Here is a 14,706-nt window from a genome sequence, read left to right as displayed (position 1 = left end):
TGCTACGACAATAATCAAGCGTGCCGCAGGTCGAAATTCCGTGATGGGGCCATGGTTCCCGCCGCGCCCAGGAGCCGTGACCCAGAATCTCAACAACTGTCACTAAATTGCAACAGACTGAGGTATTTGCGCCTCGTTTGCGCCATAAAACTTTGGGACATCCAGCACAATCAGAGGATCATTGGCCACGAAGACACTCGCAGCCGATCAAAGCGAGGGGGGCGGGCCAGGGAGCGACCCGGCTGGTGCGTATTCCGAGCCGTGACGGAAGACCCGTCCGGTCGGTCAAGTACAGCCGGACATGGGCAGATGGACGCAAAGACGTTCGATAAATCCCGTTTGCCGAGCAGGCATGTAACGGAGGGGCCATCCCGCGCCCCGCATCGCTCATACTTGTACGCGATGGGGCTGTCGCGCGAGCAGATTCACCAGCCTCTGGTCGGTGTCGCTTCTTGCTGGAACGAAGCGGCCCCGTGCAACATCTCGCTAATGCGCCAGGCGCAGGCGGTGAAGCAGGGTGTGGCGGCCCGGGCCGGGACGCCGCGCGAGTTCTGCACCATCACCGTCACCGACGGCATCGCCATGGGGCACCAAGGCATGAAGTCCTCGCTGCCCTCGCGCGAGGTCATCGCCGACTCCGTCGAGCTTACCATGCGCGGTCACTGCTACGACGCGCTCGTCGGCCTTGCCGGCTGCGATAAGTCGCTGCCTGGCATGATGATGGCCATGTGCCGCCTCAACGTGCCGTCGATCTTCATCTATGGCGGCTCGATCCTGCCGGGCTCCTTCAGGGGCCGGCAGGTCACGGTCCAGGATCTGTTCGAGGCGGTCGGGGAATATTCCGTCGGCAAGATGTCGTCGGAGGATTTGGACGAGCTGGAGCAGGTGGCGTGCCCGTCTGCCGGCGCTTGCGGCGCTCAGTTCACCGCCAACACCATGGCCACGGTGTCCGAGGCCATCGGCCTTGCCCTGCCGTACTCGGCCGGCGCGCCCGCGCCCTATGAGATCCGGGACCGGTTCTGCATGGCGGCGGGCGAGAAAATCATGGATCTGATCGCGCTGAATATTCGCCCGCGCGACATCGTTACTCTGAAAGCGCTGGAGAACGCCGCCGCCGTCGTCGCGGCCTCTGGCGGCTCGACCAATGCGGCGCTGCATCTGCCGGCTATCGCGCACGAATGCGGGATCGCGTTTGACCTGTTCGACGTGGCCGAAATCTTCAAAAAGACTCCTTACATCGCAGATTTGAAGCCTGGTGGCCGTTATGTCGCCAAGGATTTGTTCGAGGCTGGCGGGGTGCCGCTCCTCATGAAAACTCTCCTCGACCACGGCTACCTGCACGGCGACTGCCTGACAGTGACCGGCCGTACGATCGGGGAAAATCTTTCTAAGGTTGCATGGAACCCAGACCAGGATGTCGTGCGTTCTGCTGATGCCCCGCTGACCCCGACTGGCGGCGTTGTGGGCTTGAGGGGGACGCTTGCCCCCGATGGGGCGATCGTCAAGGTGGCAGGTTTGAAGAACCTGAAATTCCGAGGACCCGCTCGTTGCTTCGATAGCGAGGAGGCGGCTTTCGCCGCCGTCAGCGCCAAGAAGTACGACGAGGGCGACGTCATCGTCATTCGCTACGAGGGCCCCAAGGGCGGCCCTGGCATGCGCGAGATGCTGTCCACCACCGCGGCAATCTACGGCCAAGGCATGGGCGACAAGGTGGCGCTGATCACCGATGGACGCTTTTCCGGCGCCACGCGCGGCTTCTGCATCGGCCATGTTGGGCCGGAGGCGGCCGTGTGCGGGCCGATCGCGCTGCTGCGCGACGGCGACACCATCGTGCTCGATGCGGAAGAGGGCATCATCGATCTGGAAGTGAGCGAGGAAGAGCTCGCGCGCCGCGCGAAGGATTGGAAGGCACCGCCGTCCACGTTCAAGAGCGGCTATCTTTGGAAATACGCAAAAGAGGTTGGAGCCGCGCGCACCGGCGCCGTGACCCATCCCGGCGGCGGCGAAGGGACGAGCTATGCCGATATTTAGCGCATCCCAAATCGGCAGCGCGCTCGCGGCCTTCATCGTGCTAACGCCCGCCGGCGTGGGCGGCGCGGATCAACCGCCGCCGTACACCTCGGCCACGGAGGCCTATCGTCAGGGCGCCAGCTTCATGAAGTCGGGCGAGATGACCTCGGCCGTGCCCGCGCTCGAATATGCCGCCACGCGCGGCGTGCTCGGTGCGCAGCTGAAGCTGGCCCGCCTCTACGCCAAGGGCCGTGACGTGCCGCAGGACGACGCCAAGGCGTTTTACTACTATCAGCACATCGCCGATCAATACGCGGACATCCAGCCGTCGAGCCCGATTGCTCAATATGTCGGCGAGGCCTTCTCTGCCCTCGGCCGGTATTATGTCGGCGGCATCCCCGCCGTGCCGCTGCATCCCGACCCGGTCTATGCCGTGGGCCTGTTCCGTCACGCGGGCGCTTATTTCGGCTATGCCGACGCGCAATATCAGCTTGGCCGCCTCTATCTGACCGGCTCCGGCGTCGAGAAGAACGAGACCATCGCCGCCAATTGGTTGGCCATGGCGGCGCGCAAGCAGCACCCCGGAGCCCAGGCGGTCCTCGGCGGGATGCTGTGGCGTGGCGAAGGCGTGAGCCAACGCCAGGTGAGGGGGCTCGCGCTGCTCATGCTCGCCAATGAGAACGCCAAGACGAGCGTGGACGACGTCGAGTGGATCGGCCGGCGCTATCAAGAAACGGTCGCGCTTGCCGACAAGTCCACGCGCAAGCAGGCGGAAGCCTTGTTGCCGACGCTCGGTGGTCCTCGGACCGCGGCGACGACCGTGAAGATTTCACCGAGCACGCGGGGCGCGCCGCCGCCGACCCGCACGCTGGCCAAGCCCGCGCAGGAACCGTCCCTCTCCGCCATGGAGGAGCCGCGGCTCGGTCCGGTTGATGTGATCCCGCCCGCCGCCATGGGCATGTCCGTCGGCTTCGGCGCCTCGGAAAGCGGGCTTGGCGGGCTCCAGCCTTAGGCCCTTAAGGCCTCACAGCGACAGTTCCACGACAATCGGCACGTGATCGGAAGGCTTCTCCCAGCTGCGGGGGTCGGCATCGATCTCGCACGCCACGAGCCGGTCGGCCGCTTGCGGCGACAGCAGCAAATGATCGATGCGCAGACCGTGGTTCTTCTGCCAGGCGCCGGCCTGATAGTCCCAGAAGGTGAACTGGTGCGGCTCGTCGTGGCAGGCCCTGAAAGCGTCCGTCAGCCCGAGATTGAGCAGCGCCTGGAAGTGGGCGCGCGTCTCTGGGCGGAACAGCGCATCGTCCATCCAAGCGGCCGGATTGTAGACATCCTCCGGCGCCGGGATGACGTTGTAGTCTCCGGCGATGACGAAGGGCTCCTCGTAGGTCAGGAGTTCCTTCACCCGTTCCCTGAGCCGGCTCATCCAGGCGAGCTTGTAGACGAATTTCTCGGGCGCCCCGTTGCCGTTGGGGAGATAGATGTTCACCACCCGCAAGACCCCCGAGGGGATCGAGATCACGCCCTCGATGTAGCGGGCCTGCACGTCGTCGGGATCGCCCGCGAGCCCGGGCGTGACGTCGTCGAGCGGCATCTTCGACAACAGCGCCACCCCGTTGAAGCCCTTCTGACCGTGCACCGCCACGTTATAGCCGAGGTTCTCGAAGGCGCTTAACGGGAACGCCTCGTCCATGCACTTGATCTCTTGCAGGCAGGCGATGTCCGGCGAGGCAGATCTAAGCCAGGTCGTGGCGGCGTCGATGCGCGCCTTCACGCCGTTGATGTTCCAGGTAGCGATCTTCATGGCAGAGTCTCGTACACCAATAGAGCCTGTGATACCCGGCCATCTTGCGCTCAAGCAGCAAAGCGGTAGCGCAAACCAAACGTCCGGGCATCCACGATTTTCGCTTCGCGGGCTTAGAATACGTGGATGGCCGGGACAAGCCCGGCCATGACAAATCAAAGAATTGGGCTGACGTTAAATCGAGAAGCTGGTGCCGCAGCCGCAGGACGCGGTGGCGTTCGGATTGTGGATCTTGAATTGCGCGCCGATCAACTCGTCCACGAAATCGATCTCCGAGCCCTTGACGAAATCCGCGGACACCGGATCGATGGCGACCGTGGCGCCGTCCCGCTCGATAAGAATGTCGTCGTCGGCCGTCTCGTTCGCCAGTTCGAAGCGATACTGGAATCCGGAGCAGCCGCCGCCCTCGACGCTGACGCGGAACAGGCTTGCGGCCTGGTCGGCGCTCACGAGCTCGACGATGCGCTTGGCGGCGCGCGGACTTATGGTGATGGACGGTTCGGTCATCTTGGGTATAGCCACATGTTGTTGCACTAAAGATGAGAACGGCCAAGGGAGATGTCAATCAGCCAGCCGGGCAAGCCTGAGCAGGACTTTGAAGCCTTGGCGGGCAACGATGCTCCGTCGGGCAGGGGGCCGCTCGCGCCTTTTGCCGTGGATCGGCGGTTGAGCCGGGGGCGCCGCATCCCCGAGGCGCCGAGCCCGACCCGCACACCCTATGCCCGGGACCGCGACCGCATCCTGCACTCCACCGCCTTCCGCCGGCTGAACTACAAGACGCAAGTCTTCGTCTATCATGAGGGTGACCATTACCGCTCGCGGCTCACCCACAGTCTCGAAGTGGCGCAGATCGCCCGCTCGATCGCGCGCGCCCTAAAGGTCGACGAGGATCTCACCGAGGCGATCGCGCTGGCCCACGATCTCGGCCATCCGCCCTTCGGTCACGCCGGCGAGCGTGCCCTGGATGCCGCCATGACGGACGCGGGCGGCTTCGACCACAACGCCCAGTCCTTGCGCGTGGTCACCAAGCTCGAACGGAAATATGGCGGCTTCGATGGGCTCAATCTCACCTGGGAGACGCTGGAAGGGCTGGTGAAGCACAACGGCCCATTGCTTGGCGGCGACAAGCCCGTTCCGGAACCCGTACGGGACTATTGCGTCACTCAGGATCTCGAGCTCGACACGCATCCCTCGCTTGAGGCGCAGATCGCCGCGCTCGCCGACGACATCGCCTATAACGCTCACGACATCGACGACGGCTATCGCGCAAGCTGCTTCACCTTCACGGCACTTGCGGGCGTGCCGATTGCCGGCCGCCTCCTCGCTGAAGTCGATGCGGCTTATCCGGAGCTTGAGGACACGCGTCGTCTTTACGAGCTGAACCGCCGTCTCATCACCGCGATGGTCGACGACGCCATCGCCGAGACGCACACCCGGCTCGCGCGTCTCAAGCCCGGCAGCGCCGACGCCATACGCCAAGCGGGCGGCGCGACGGCGGCGTTCTCCGAAAGCATGATGAGCGAGCTCGCCGGCTTGCGCGCGTTCCTCTTCGCCTCCGTCTATCGCCATCCGCGCGTGATGCGCATCATGGGCGACGCCGAGGATCTGGTCGTCGAGCTGTTCCAGCGTTACGCGCGCGATCCGGACGCGCTGCCGCCGGAATGGCGCGAGGAAGCGCGGGCCCACGACGATCGCGCCTATGCCCGTCATGTAGCGGACTTCATCGCCGGCCAGACCGACCGCTACGCCCTCGCCGAGCACCGCCGCTTGTTTGACGCGACCCCTGATATGCGATAGTCGCGCCCGCACGCATGATCCGGAAAAAGTGGGCACCGGTTTTCCGATAAGATCATGCGCAAAGAAGTTTTTCGGAGCTTTCATGGACGTTTTCGCAGGGTTTCACGGCCACGTTCTGGCGGCCGTCCAGCAGCTCAAGCATGACGGTGTCGTGCCCCATGAGGCGAGCGTGGACGGCATCACGCTGGGCTCGCCCAAGGACCCGACCCATGGCGATCTCGCCACCAACGCGGCCATGGTGCTGGCCAAGCCTGCCGGCGCCGCGCCGCGCGCTCTGGCCGAGCGCATCGTGCCGCTGATCGCCTCCGACCCCGGCATCGAGAAAGTCGAGATCGCCGGGCCCGGCTTCATCAACTTGACACTCGCCCGTGCATTCTGGCCGCGCGTGTTGCGCATGGTGCTGGAGCAAGGCGATGCGTTCGGACGAAGCGCCATCGGCAAGGGGCAGGCCGTGAACGTCGAGTATGTGTCCGCCAACCCGACCGGGCCCATGCATGTGGGTCATTGCCGGGGCGCCGTGTTCGGCGACGCGCTCGCCAATCTGCTTGCCTTCGCCGGTTATGACGTGACGCGCGAATACTACGTCAACGACGCCGGCGCGCAGGTCGACGTGCTCGCCCGCTCTGCGTTCCTGCGCTACCGCGAGGCGCTCGGCGAGGACATCGGCGACATTCCCGAGGGGCTGTACCCGGGCGACTATCTGAAACCGGTCGGCGAAAGCCTGGCGAGCAATCATGGCCGCGATCTGCTCGACATGCCGGAATCCGAATGGCTGCCGCTCGTGCGCGCCATGGCGCTCAAGGCCATGCTCGGCATGATCGAGGAGGATCTCGCGCAGCTCGGCATCCGCCACGACGTGTTCTTCTCCGAGCGGTCGCTCATCGAAGGCCGGGACGAGGTGGCGGACACCATCGCCACGTTGCGCGCCAGGGGCCTCGTCTATGAAGGCCGCCTGCCGCCGCCCAAGGGCAAGATCGACGAGGAGTGGGAGGACCGCGAGCAGCTCCTGTTCCGCGCCACCGAGTTCGGCGACGATCAGGACCGGCCGCTCGTCAAGTCCGATGGCGCATACACATATTTCGCTTCCGATATCGCCTATCACTACGACAAGTTCAGACGCGGCTTTAAGTCGATGATCGATGTCTGGGGCGCCGATCATTCGGGCCACATCAAGCGCATGCGGGCGGCGCTGACCGCGCTCACCGACGGCCAAGGCGACCTCGACGTTAAGATATGTCAGCTCGTCCGCTTGTTTCGCGCCGGTGAGCCTGTCAAAATGTCCAAGCGTGCCGGGACCTTCGTGACGCTGAGGGATGTCGTGGACGAGGTGGGCGCAGGCCCCGTTCGGTTCATGATGCTCTATCGGAAGAACGACGCGCCGCTCGATTTTGACTTCGCCAAAGTCACCGAGCAGTCGCGGGACAACCCGGTTTTTTACGTTCAGTACGCCCATGCCCGGGCGAGTTCGGTTCTGCGTAACGTGCGTGAGGGTTTCCCAGACCTCGATATGGGGGAGGATCAATTGGCGCGGGCCGACCTAGAACGGCTGAATGACGACGGCGAAATCGCCTTGATCCGTAGTCTTGCCCAATTTCCCCGTATTGTGGAGGGCGCGGCGCAAGCACATGAGCCGCACCGACTCGGTTTCTATCTTTACGATCTTGCCGGAGACTTTCATGGTCTTTGGAACAGAGGCAAAGACTTGCCACAATTACGTTTTATTTACGAAAATGACCGAGAGTTAACACGTGCTCGTGTGGCGCTTGTGGCCGCCACGAAGCGTGTTCTGGCGATGGGTTTGGGGATCCTCGGCGTTCATGCCTTGCACGAATTGCATTAGCCGGACAACGGGCACGGGGGTGGTCGAGGGAAGTAGCCATGTCCACGCACGATAGCGGGTTCGGCGGCAGTGGCGGCCGATCCCCTGAATTTGAATCGGATTTTGCCGATAGGCAGAACGCCGTAGCCGCGCCGGGGGATAATTCCTGGGGCGCGAGCGCGGCCAACACCCAAAAAAGTGAGGTATCTCCCATGGCTCAAGGAGCGGGTCGGCCCGGTCAGCCAAACTTCGGACAAAACTCGATTTTCGGAAACGGCGGCAGCGCCTTTACGCAGATGCCGACCTACACGCCGACAACGCGCGGCGCCGAGCAGCCCCAGACCGCTCCTCAGACCTCCTATCCGCCCCAGGCCCAGCCTCAGCAGCCCGCCGCGCCGGCCCAGCAGGCGGCGCCGCAACCCCGCCAGCCCCAGCCGCGGCAGCCCGAGCCGCAAGCCTATGGCGGCAACCAGCACTTCCAGCCGCAGCAGGCCTATGACGCGCCGAGCCATGCCCCCAAGCCGGCTTTTGGCGATCAGGACCTGCCCGATCTCAGCAACGCCGACCCCGCCTTTCCGGATTCGATCTTCGGCGACTTCAAGCCGGATGCGAGCTTCGAGTCCGACTTCTCCGGTCACGATCAGGCTCCGGCCGATGCCAGTTTCCAAGATGCGAGCTTTCCCGACGAGAGTGCGGCGAGCTTCCCCGAGATCGGTGTCCAGGATTACGCTTACCAGGCGCCTCCCGCCGCGCAGCCGCATTTCGATCAGGGTCGCAGCGCGCCCCAGCAGCATATGCAGCAGCCGCAGAACTATCATCCCCAGGCCTACGCAGCGCAGCCGCACGCCCCGCAGCACGCGGCCCCCCATGGTCAGGTGCCGCCGAGCGACCCGAGCCGTCAGCTCCAGGCCTACGATTCCGTTTACGACCAGCCGCCGCAGATCGCCCTTGGCGGTGCGCAAGGCCAGGTACCTCAACAGTCCCAGGATTACTTCGAGGCCGATCGCGGCGACGCCGATTTCATCGACGAGAGCCAATTGGCTCCGCCGGCCAACGCCCGTTCGAAGCTGGCCAACTCGCTCAAGGGGCGCAGCGCCTTCATGGTCGGCAGCGCGCTTCTTGGCGCCATCGCCCTCGGCGGTGCGCTCGCCTTCGCCTACAAGCAGAGCGGCGCTAGCGGCGGCGAAACGCCCATCATCACGGCCGACGCAACGCCCGTGAAGGAAGCTCCGGACCAGCCAGGCGGCAAGGAGTTCCCCCACAAGAACAAGCTCATCTACGACCGGTTGACCAACGGCGCAGCGCCGGAGTCCGAGCGTCTCGTGCCGCGGCAAGAGGACGTCGCGGTGCCGGCCCTGCCGCCGGCCGCGGCGACTGCCGGACTGCCGGCGCCGGTTGCCACGACCGATCTGGCCAACCCGGCGACCACCCAGTCCGTCGACGGCGGAGAGGAGGGCGGACCGCGCAAGGTGAAGACCTTGGTCGTACGTCCCGACGGCTCCGTCGAGGCGCCCGCCGTGGCCGATGCCGCCGCCGGCGCGGTGAATGCGACCGCCGATGCCGCAGCGCAAGCGGCCCAAGCCGCAGCTCAGCCGTCCAACATGATGCCGGTGCCGATTCCGGATGGTCCGGTGCCGATGGCGGCCGCGGCCGCCCCTGAGGCTGCCCCGCAACAAATGGCTGCGGCCGATCCGGCGCCTGCGCCCGCTGAGTCCAAATATTTGGTCCAGGTCGGGGCGCATAAGAGCCAAACCGAGGCTCTCGCGATTTACGCCGACATCCAGCAGAAGAACCCGGCATTGCTCGGGAACTATCCGCCGCTCGTGCAGAAGACCACTGCCGGCGGGGGAACCCTGTACCGCCTGCGCGTTGGCCCGATCGCTAGCAAGTCGGAAGCCTACAAGCTCTGCGGCGATTTGAAGACGCAAGGCACCGACTGCTTCGTCGCCGTCCAGTAGGGGTTCTGAGAGCACGCTTGACCGCAAGACCCGCCGGGGCTAGCCCCCGATGGTGACCTTCAAAGCTTTCATCTCAGGCTGCGCCGGCACGGCGTTGACCGCGGACGAGCGCGCCCTCTTTGCTGAGGCGCGGCCGTGCGGGCTCATCCTGTTCGCCCGGAACGTGGACAGCCCGGCGCAAATCCGCGCCCTGGTCGCCGACTTCAAGACGGCCGTCGGCAGCGAGGATGTCCTCATTCTCGTCGACCAGGAAGGCGGCCGGGTCCAGCGGCTGCGCCCGCCCCATTGGCGCGCCATGCCGCCTCAGCACTGTTACGGCGACCTCTACGACTCCGATCCGGAAGCCGCCAAGCGGGCTGCCTTCGCCGGTGCGCGGCTGATGGCCGCCGAGCTCCATGACGTTGGCATCAACGTGAACTGCACGCCTTGCATCGACGTGCCCCAGGAAGGGGCTCACGACATCATCGGCGACCGCGCCTTCTCCCCGGATCCGGACGTTGTGAGCGTACTGGGGCGCGCGGTGATGAACGGGACGCTCGCGGGCGGCGTTCTGCCCGTCATCAAGCATGTGCCGGGCCACGGCCGGGCGCTGGCCGACAGCCACAAATCGCTGCCGCGCATCGATGCCCCCAAGGAGGCGCTGGAGGCGGTCGATTTCCGGCCGTTCGAGGCGCTCCATGACGCGCCGCTCGCCATGACGGCCCATGTTTTGCTGCCTGAATTCGATGAGCGGCGACCCGCAACGCTCTCGCCCGCTATAATGGGGAAAGTGATTCGAGATCAGATGGGGTTGACCGGCCTGATCATGAGCGACGACATCGGCATGAAGGCGCTGCGGGGCTCGTTCACGGATTTGACGCGTGGTGTGATCGCCGGCGGCTGCGACGTGGTGCTTCATTGCAGCGGCAAGTTCTCCGAGATGGCCGAGGTGGCGGTTGCCGCACCGGCTCTCGAGGGCAAGGCGCTTGAGCGGTTCGAGCAGGCACGCGCCTGCCTGCACGATCCTGAGCCCTTCGACGAGACCGAGGCATTGGCGCGCGTGACCGAGGCGGCCGCCACCCGCGTGGCGAGCGTCGGTCCAGACCCGACGGTGCAGGTATGAGCGACGAAGAAATCAAAGCGGATGAAGCCCCGCGCGAGCCCGACACTTGGGAGAGCGAGGACGAGCGTGACCCTGCCGACCCGCAACTCAGGGTGGACGTCGGAGGTTTCGAGGGGCCGCTCGATCTTCTGCTGGCGCTGGCCCGCACGCAGAAGGTCGACATCACCAAGATCTCCGTGCTGGCGCTGGCCCAGCAATATCTCGACTTTATCGCCCAGGCCCGGGCGTTGCGGCTTGAGATCGCCGCCGACTATCTGGTCATGGCGGCGTGGCTCGCCTTCCTCAAGTCGAAGCTCTTGCTGCCGGCCGAACCCTCGGAAGAAGGCGAACCGACCGGCGAGGAGCTTGCCGCGCTGCTGGCCTTCCGGCTGAAGCGCCTCGATGCCATGCGCGACGCCGCGGCCCGGCTCATGACGCGCAAGCGGCTTGGCCGCGACGTGTTCGGCCGCGGTCTGCCGGAGCCCATCCGGGTGAATCGGATCAGCGTCTACGAGGCGAATGTCTACGACTTGCTGAAGGCCTATTCGCAGCAGCGCCAGCGCAACGCCACTCGCACCCTCCATATGGAGAAGCGCACCGTGTGGTCCCTGAAGGAGGCCCGCGACGAGCTGGAGCGGCTGCTCGGCATGGCTTGCGACTGGGCGCCGCTCGATCAGTTGCTGGCGGAGTTCCTGGTGGAGCCGGAGATGCGCCGCACGGCGCTCGCCTCGAGCTTCACCGCGACGTTGGAGATGACCCGGGAAGGGGCGTTGGAACTTCGCCAGGCGAAATCCTTCGCGCCGCTCATGGTCCGGCGCCGGGGTGAGGCCGCGTGAGTTTTGTGAGTGAACTAGGAGTGGGACAGTCGGTAACGGGCGCCAGCGTCAAAGGGACCTGAAACGCCAAGGGGCAAATTATGCCGAGACCCAAAATTTCGCCATCGAAGCTTGATCGGGATATGCGGGATGCGCCCGCGCCCAAGGAAGAGGCGAGGACCAAGCCGACCCTGAAGGAGGTCCTCTCCGACATCTCGAAGCTGTCGGACGAGGAGGGCGAAGGGGACGCATCGGCCGGCGGCGGGTCGGCGCTGGTGAAACTCGATCGAGCGATGCGGGCCGCGGTCGCGGAACATACAAAGACAAGAAATGCGGGGATGCAAATGACAGTGAAGCAGGCGGAAAGGGTCGTGGAAATGACGGTGGAAGAGGATGAGCAGAGCGCCACCGCGCCGATGCTGCCGCTGCCGTCCAATGTGATGGCGCTGCCCTCCGCCGACCGGCGCGAGAAATTGCGCATCGTCGAGGCCCTGCTGTTCGCCGCGTCCGAGCCCCTCAAGGAGGCCGAGCTCGCCCAGCATTTCGCGCAAGGAGAGGACGTGAAGGCGCTGCTCGAGGAGCTGCAAGGCCTTTATGCCGGCCGTGGCGTCAATCTGATGCGCGTGGCGGGCAAATGGTCCTTCCGCACCGCCGACGATTTGTCCTTCCTGCTTGAGCGCCAGGCGATCGCCCAGCGGCGGCTGTCGCGGGCGGCGCTGGAGACGCTCGCCATCATCGCCTACCACCAGCCCGTGACCCGCGCCGAGATCGAGGAGATCCGCGGCGTGTCCACCTCCAAGGGCACGATCGATGTGCTGCTGGAGACGGGCTGGATCAAGCTCAGGGGCCGCCGCCGCGCGCCCGGCCGCCCGGTGACCTACGGCACCACGGAAGCCTTCCTGGAGCATTTCGGCTTCGAGCAGATCCAGGATCTGCCCGGTCTCTCCGAGCTCAAAGGGGCAGGGCTGCTGGACTCCAACCTGCCGCCCGGCTTCTCCATGCCGAACCCGGACGACGCGCCGGATCTGCGCGATGACGAGGACCCGCTGGAGGACGAGGACGAGCCGCTCGGGGCCGGCGAGGACGACGGCTTCGACGACGATGGGGATACGCGCGAGGAGGAGTAGGGAACGGTTAAGCCCCGCGTCCCCTTGGACGTTGCGCTTGAGCCCGCCAGTCGCGTAGACCAGCGCCATGCTCGATTTCCTGAAGGCGCGGCCCCGTACCGAACCCGCGGCAGGCAAGGCCGTTCCGGCTAAGCCGGCCCGCGGCAAGACGGCCGTCACCTTCGCCGCGCATCTCTGTTTCGAGCACGTCTTCCGCCGCTACGGCGACACCTACGCGCTCCAAGACGTCACCCTGGACGTCGCCCCGAGCAAAGTCCTGTGCCTGCTCGGCCCTTCCGGCTGCGGCAAGACGACCTTGCTCAGGATCGCCGCCGGCGTGGAGCGGCCGTCCGCCGGCCGCGTGCTCATCGACGACGAGGAGGTCGCCGGGCCCAACCGCTTCGTGCCGCCGGAGAAGCGGGGCGTCGGCCTGATGTTCCAGGACTTCGCGCTCTTTCCGCATCTCAGCATCCTCGACAATGTAGCTTTCGGCCTGCGCTCCTTGACCAAGACGGAGGCCCGGGCCGAGGCGCAAGCCGCGCTGGATCGCGTCGGGCTTGGCCACTATGCGCGCGAATACCCGCACATCCTGTCGGGCGGCGAGCAGCAGCGTGTGGCGCTTGCCCGCGCCATCGCGCCGCGCCCGGGCGTGTTGCTCATGGACGAGCCGTTCTCCGGTCTCGACTCGCGGTTGCGCGAGAGCATGCGCGAGGACACGCTCGCCATCGTGCACGAGGCGCGCGCCACCTGCATCGTCGTGACCCACGACGCCGAGGAGGCCATGCGCATGGGCGACAGCGTGGTGCTGATGCGCGCGGGCCGCGTGGTGCAGACCGGCACGGCGCCCGAGCTCTACCGCGCCCCGAAGGATATCTTCGCCGCGCGTACCTTCTCCGACCTGAACGAGATGCCCACGCGCATTGCAGGCGGCCGCGCCGCAACCCCGCTCGGCACCTTTGGCGCCGGCGGGCTCGCCGACGGAACTCAGGCCATTGTCTGCGTGCGCCAAGGCGGCATGCGGCTTTTGGCGGCGGGGCAGGGCACCCCGGGCCGCGTCCTGGATACGCGTTTTCTCGGCGACGTGGGGCTCGTGGAAGTGGCGGTCGAGGGGCTCGACAACCCCGTCTTCTCGCGGATGCGCGAGGCCGACGTGCCCGCAACCGGTTCCGAGGTCGGCGTTGCCGTTGATGAGGGCGCGGTGCTCGTGTTCGCGGCGGAGAACGGCGCGGAGACGCCTACTCCCTAAGGGGAGGTCGGCTTGCGAGCCGGCCGCCTTTACTGTCATAGTGCCGCCGAACAATGACACGCGCGGCCCGGAGCCAGCGTTGGAGGCCATTCATGGGACCGAGTTGGTGGCAAATTCTGATCGTGCTGGTGCTCTTCGTGCTCCTGTTCGGGCGCGGCAAGATCTCGGATTTGATGGGCGACGTTGCCAAGGGCATCAAGAGCTTCAAGACGGGCCTTGCCGACGACGGTGAGGAGAAGGCCGAGGCCGGCACGGCCGCCGCCAAGACGTCCGATCAAAAGGTGATCGAGCACGAGACGCCCGCGCCGAAGCCCCGTTCGAAGCCGCGCGCCCGCGCCCCGCGTAAGCAGAAATCAGGCTAGGCGCGGGCTGAACCTTAGTCGCCTTGCGCGCGAGCCTCATCGCGTAACGCCTGAACCAAGCTCATGCTCGACATCGGATGGTCGGAACTTTTGGTGGTCGCCATTGTGGCCATCGTCGTGGTGGGCCCGAAGGACCTGCCCAAGCTGATGCGCACCGTCGGCTTCTATGCCGGCAAGGTCAGGCGCATGGCGGCCGACTTCCAGCGTCAGTTCAATGACGCCATGGCCGAGAGCGAGGCCGACGAGGTTCGCAAAAATCTCGAGGCCATCCGCGCCAATATGGGCACCACGGACGATTTCGGCGCGCTCACCGACAAGCCGCTGATGACGGGCGAGCCGCCGCGGACCGCGCTCGGCGCGCCGCCGCTCGGCACCCAACCGGCCGAGAAGCCTGCGAGGCCGAAGCGCGCGTCTGCCAAAACGCCTGCCAAAACGCCTGCCAAAACGCCTGCGAAGACGCCGGCCAAGAAGGCGTCCAAGACAGCGGCCAAGAAGGCGTCCAAGAGCGCCAAGCCCAAGACCGCCAAACCCAAAAGTGTGGCGCCGCGCAAGACGGCAAAAGCCAAAGCCGCGCCCGGGACCGCCACGAAAGCGAAGGCGAGGCCCAAGCGGTGAGCGATCAGGAGGACATCGACGCCACCAAGGCGCCGCTCATCGAGCACCTGATCGAGCTTCGAAAGCGGCTGATGTGGTCGCTGGCGGCGATCT

13 protein-coding genes and 1 pseudogene are annotated in these 14,706 nt (G+C 65.7%); 12 read left to right on the top strand and 2 right to left on the bottom strand.

From position 1 onward, the window contains the following. Window positions 1-309 precede the first annotated feature (309 nt). Window positions 310-2,031, top strand: a complete 1,722-nt coding sequence (gene ilvD, locus ACSLE4_RS02430; RefSeq protein ID WP_435902903.1) for a dihydroxy-acid dehydratase — start codon at window positions 310-312, stop codon at window positions 2,029-2,031. After that, window positions 2,018-3,022: a tetratricopeptide repeat protein gene (locus ACSLE4_RS02425; RefSeq protein WP_435902902.1), complete on the top strand. Its 1,005-nt coding sequence runs from the start codon at window positions 2,018-2,020 to the stop codon at window positions 3,020-3,022. Before ilvD ends, ACSLE4_RS02425 begins: the two co-directional genes overlap by 14 nt. A gap of 12 nt (window positions 3,023-3,034) precedes the next feature. On the opposite strand, the gene xth is transcribed toward ACSLE4_RS02425, so the two are convergent. Beyond that, on the bottom strand, window positions 3,035-3,814 hold the full coding sequence (gene xth / locus ACSLE4_RS02420) for an exodeoxyribonuclease III (RefSeq protein ID WP_435902901.1): 780 nt from the start codon (window positions 3,812-3,814) through the stop codon (window positions 3,035-3,037). Window positions 3,815-3,988: 174 nt separating this feature from the next. Continuing rightward, a complete protein-coding gene (erpA, locus tag ACSLE4_RS02415; RefSeq protein ID WP_435902900.1) occupies window positions 3,989-4,321 on the bottom strand; it encodes an iron-sulfur cluster insertion protein ErpA in 333 nt (110 codons plus the stop codon). A gap of 51 nt (window positions 4,322-4,372) precedes the next feature. Here erpA and ACSLE4_RS02410 point away from each other — a divergent pair, with 51 nt between their 5' ends. The 10 genes and pseudogenes from ACSLE4_RS02410 to ACSLE4_RS02365 all read left to right on the top strand — a co-directional run. After that, window positions 4,373-5,611 (top strand): deoxyguanosinetriphosphate triphosphohydrolase, encoded by a 1,239-nt coding sequence (locus tag ACSLE4_RS02410; RefSeq protein WP_435902899.1) that lies wholly within the window; start codon window positions 4,373-4,375, stop codon window positions 5,609-5,611. 82 nt (window positions 5,612-5,693) lie between these two features. Next, window positions 5,694-7,451 carry an arginine--tRNA ligase gene (argS, locus tag ACSLE4_RS02405; protein ID WP_435902898.1) on the top strand — a complete coding sequence of 586 codons (1,758 nt, stop codon included), beginning with the start codon at window positions 5,694-5,696 and terminating at the stop codon, window positions 7,449-7,451. Between the two features lie 191 nt (window positions 7,452-7,642). Further along, window positions 7,643-9,388, top strand: coding sequence for an SPOR domain-containing protein (locus ACSLE4_RS02400; protein ID WP_435902897.1), 1,746 nt, complete (start codon window positions 7,643-7,645; stop codon window positions 9,386-9,388). Window positions 9,389-9,437: 49 nt separating this feature from the next. Then, window positions 9,438-10,490, top strand: a complete 1,053-nt coding sequence (nagZ, locus tag ACSLE4_RS02395; protein ID WP_435902896.1) for a beta-N-acetylhexosaminidase — start codon at window positions 9,438-9,440, stop codon at window positions 10,488-10,490. Continuing rightward, entirely contained in the window at window positions 10,487-11,305 is an 819-nt protein-coding gene (locus tag ACSLE4_RS02390; protein ID WP_435902895.1) for a segregation and condensation protein A, read from the top strand. The genes nagZ and ACSLE4_RS02390 overlap by 4 nt, the downstream gene beginning before the upstream one ends. Before the next feature lie 395 nt (window positions 11,306-11,700). After that, window positions 11,701-12,411, top strand: coding sequence for an SMC-Scp complex subunit ScpB (gene scpB / locus ACSLE4_RS02385; protein ID WP_435902904.1), 711 nt, complete (start codon window positions 11,701-11,703; stop codon window positions 12,409-12,411). Between the two features lie 67 nt (window positions 12,412-12,478). After that, window positions 12,479-13,636, top strand: a complete 1,158-nt coding sequence (locus ACSLE4_RS02380; RefSeq protein ID WP_435902894.1) for an ABC transporter ATP-binding protein — start codon at window positions 12,479-12,481, stop codon at window positions 13,634-13,636. A gap of 92 nt (window positions 13,637-13,728) precedes the next feature. Continuing rightward, a complete protein-coding gene (locus tag ACSLE4_RS02375) occupies window positions 13,729-13,998 on the top strand; it encodes a twin-arginine translocase TatA/TatE family subunit (RefSeq protein WP_435902893.1) in 270 nt (89 codons plus the stop codon). Window positions 13,999-14,061: 63 nt separating this feature from the next. After that, on the top strand, window positions 14,062-14,613 hold the full coding sequence (gene tatB / locus ACSLE4_RS02370; protein ID WP_435902892.1) for a Sec-independent protein translocase protein TatB: 552 nt from the start codon (window positions 14,062-14,064) through the stop codon (window positions 14,611-14,613). After that, window positions 14,610-14,706 (top strand): annotated as a pseudogene (locus ACSLE4_RS02365) (twin-arginine translocase subunit TatC); the annotation flags it as partial. The gene tatB and the pseudogene ACSLE4_RS02365, both read left to right, overlap by 4 nt.

The organism is Methyloceanibacter sp. (genome assembly GCF_051306395.1).
In the GTDB taxonomy this organism is placed as follows: Bacteria; Pseudomonadota; Alphaproteobacteria; order Rhizobiales; family Methyloligellaceae; genus Methyloceanibacter.
This window is presented reverse-complemented; position numbering and strand designations above follow the sequence as displayed.

Bases quoted from the DNA above. Each gene is read 5' to 3' on its own strand.
- xth (WP_435902901.1), bottom strand. From the start codon at position 3,814: ATGAAGATCGCTACCTGGAACATCAACGGCGTGAAGGCGCGCATCGAC.
- nagZ (WP_435902896.1), top strand. From the start codon at position 9,438: ATGGTGACCTTCAAAGCTTTCATCTCAGGCTGCGCCGGCACGGCGTTG.
- ACSLE4_RS02425 (WP_435902902.1), top strand. From the start codon at position 2,018: ATGCCGATATTTAGCGCATCCCAAATCGGCAGCGCGCTCGCGGCCTTC.
- ACSLE4_RS02375 (WP_435902893.1), top strand. From the start codon at position 13,729: ATGGGACCGAGTTGGTGGCAAATTCTGATCGTGCTGGTGCTCTTCGTG.
- ACSLE4_RS02380 (WP_435902894.1), top strand. From the start codon at position 12,479: ATGCTCGATTTCCTGAAGGCGCGGCCCCGTACCGAACCCGCGGCAGGC.
- ACSLE4_RS02400 (WP_435902897.1), top strand. From the start codon at position 7,643: ATGGCTCAAGGAGCGGGTCGGCCCGGTCAGCCAAACTTCGGACAAAAC.
- ilvD (WP_435902903.1), top strand. From the start codon at position 310: ATGGACGCAAAGACGTTCGATAAATCCCGTTTGCCGAGCAGGCATGTA.
- ACSLE4_RS02410 (WP_435902899.1), top strand. From the start codon at position 4,373: ATGTCAATCAGCCAGCCGGGCAAGCCTGAGCAGGACTTTGAAGCCTTG.
- erpA (WP_435902900.1), bottom strand. From the start codon at position 4,321: ATGACCGAACCGTCCATCACCATAAGTCCGCGCGCCGCCAAGCGCATC.
- ACSLE4_RS02390 (WP_435902895.1), top strand. From the start codon at position 10,487: ATGAGCGACGAAGAAATCAAAGCGGATGAAGCCCCGCGCGAGCCCGAC.
- argS (WP_435902898.1), top strand. From the start codon at position 5,694: ATGGACGTTTTCGCAGGGTTTCACGGCCACGTTCTGGCGGCCGTCCAG.
- scpB (WP_435902904.1), top strand. From the start codon at position 11,701: ATGCTGCCGCTGCCGTCCAATGTGATGGCGCTGCCCTCCGCCGACCGG.
- tatB (WP_435902892.1), top strand. From the start codon at position 14,062: ATGCTCGACATCGGATGGTCGGAACTTTTGGTGGTCGCCATTGTGGCC.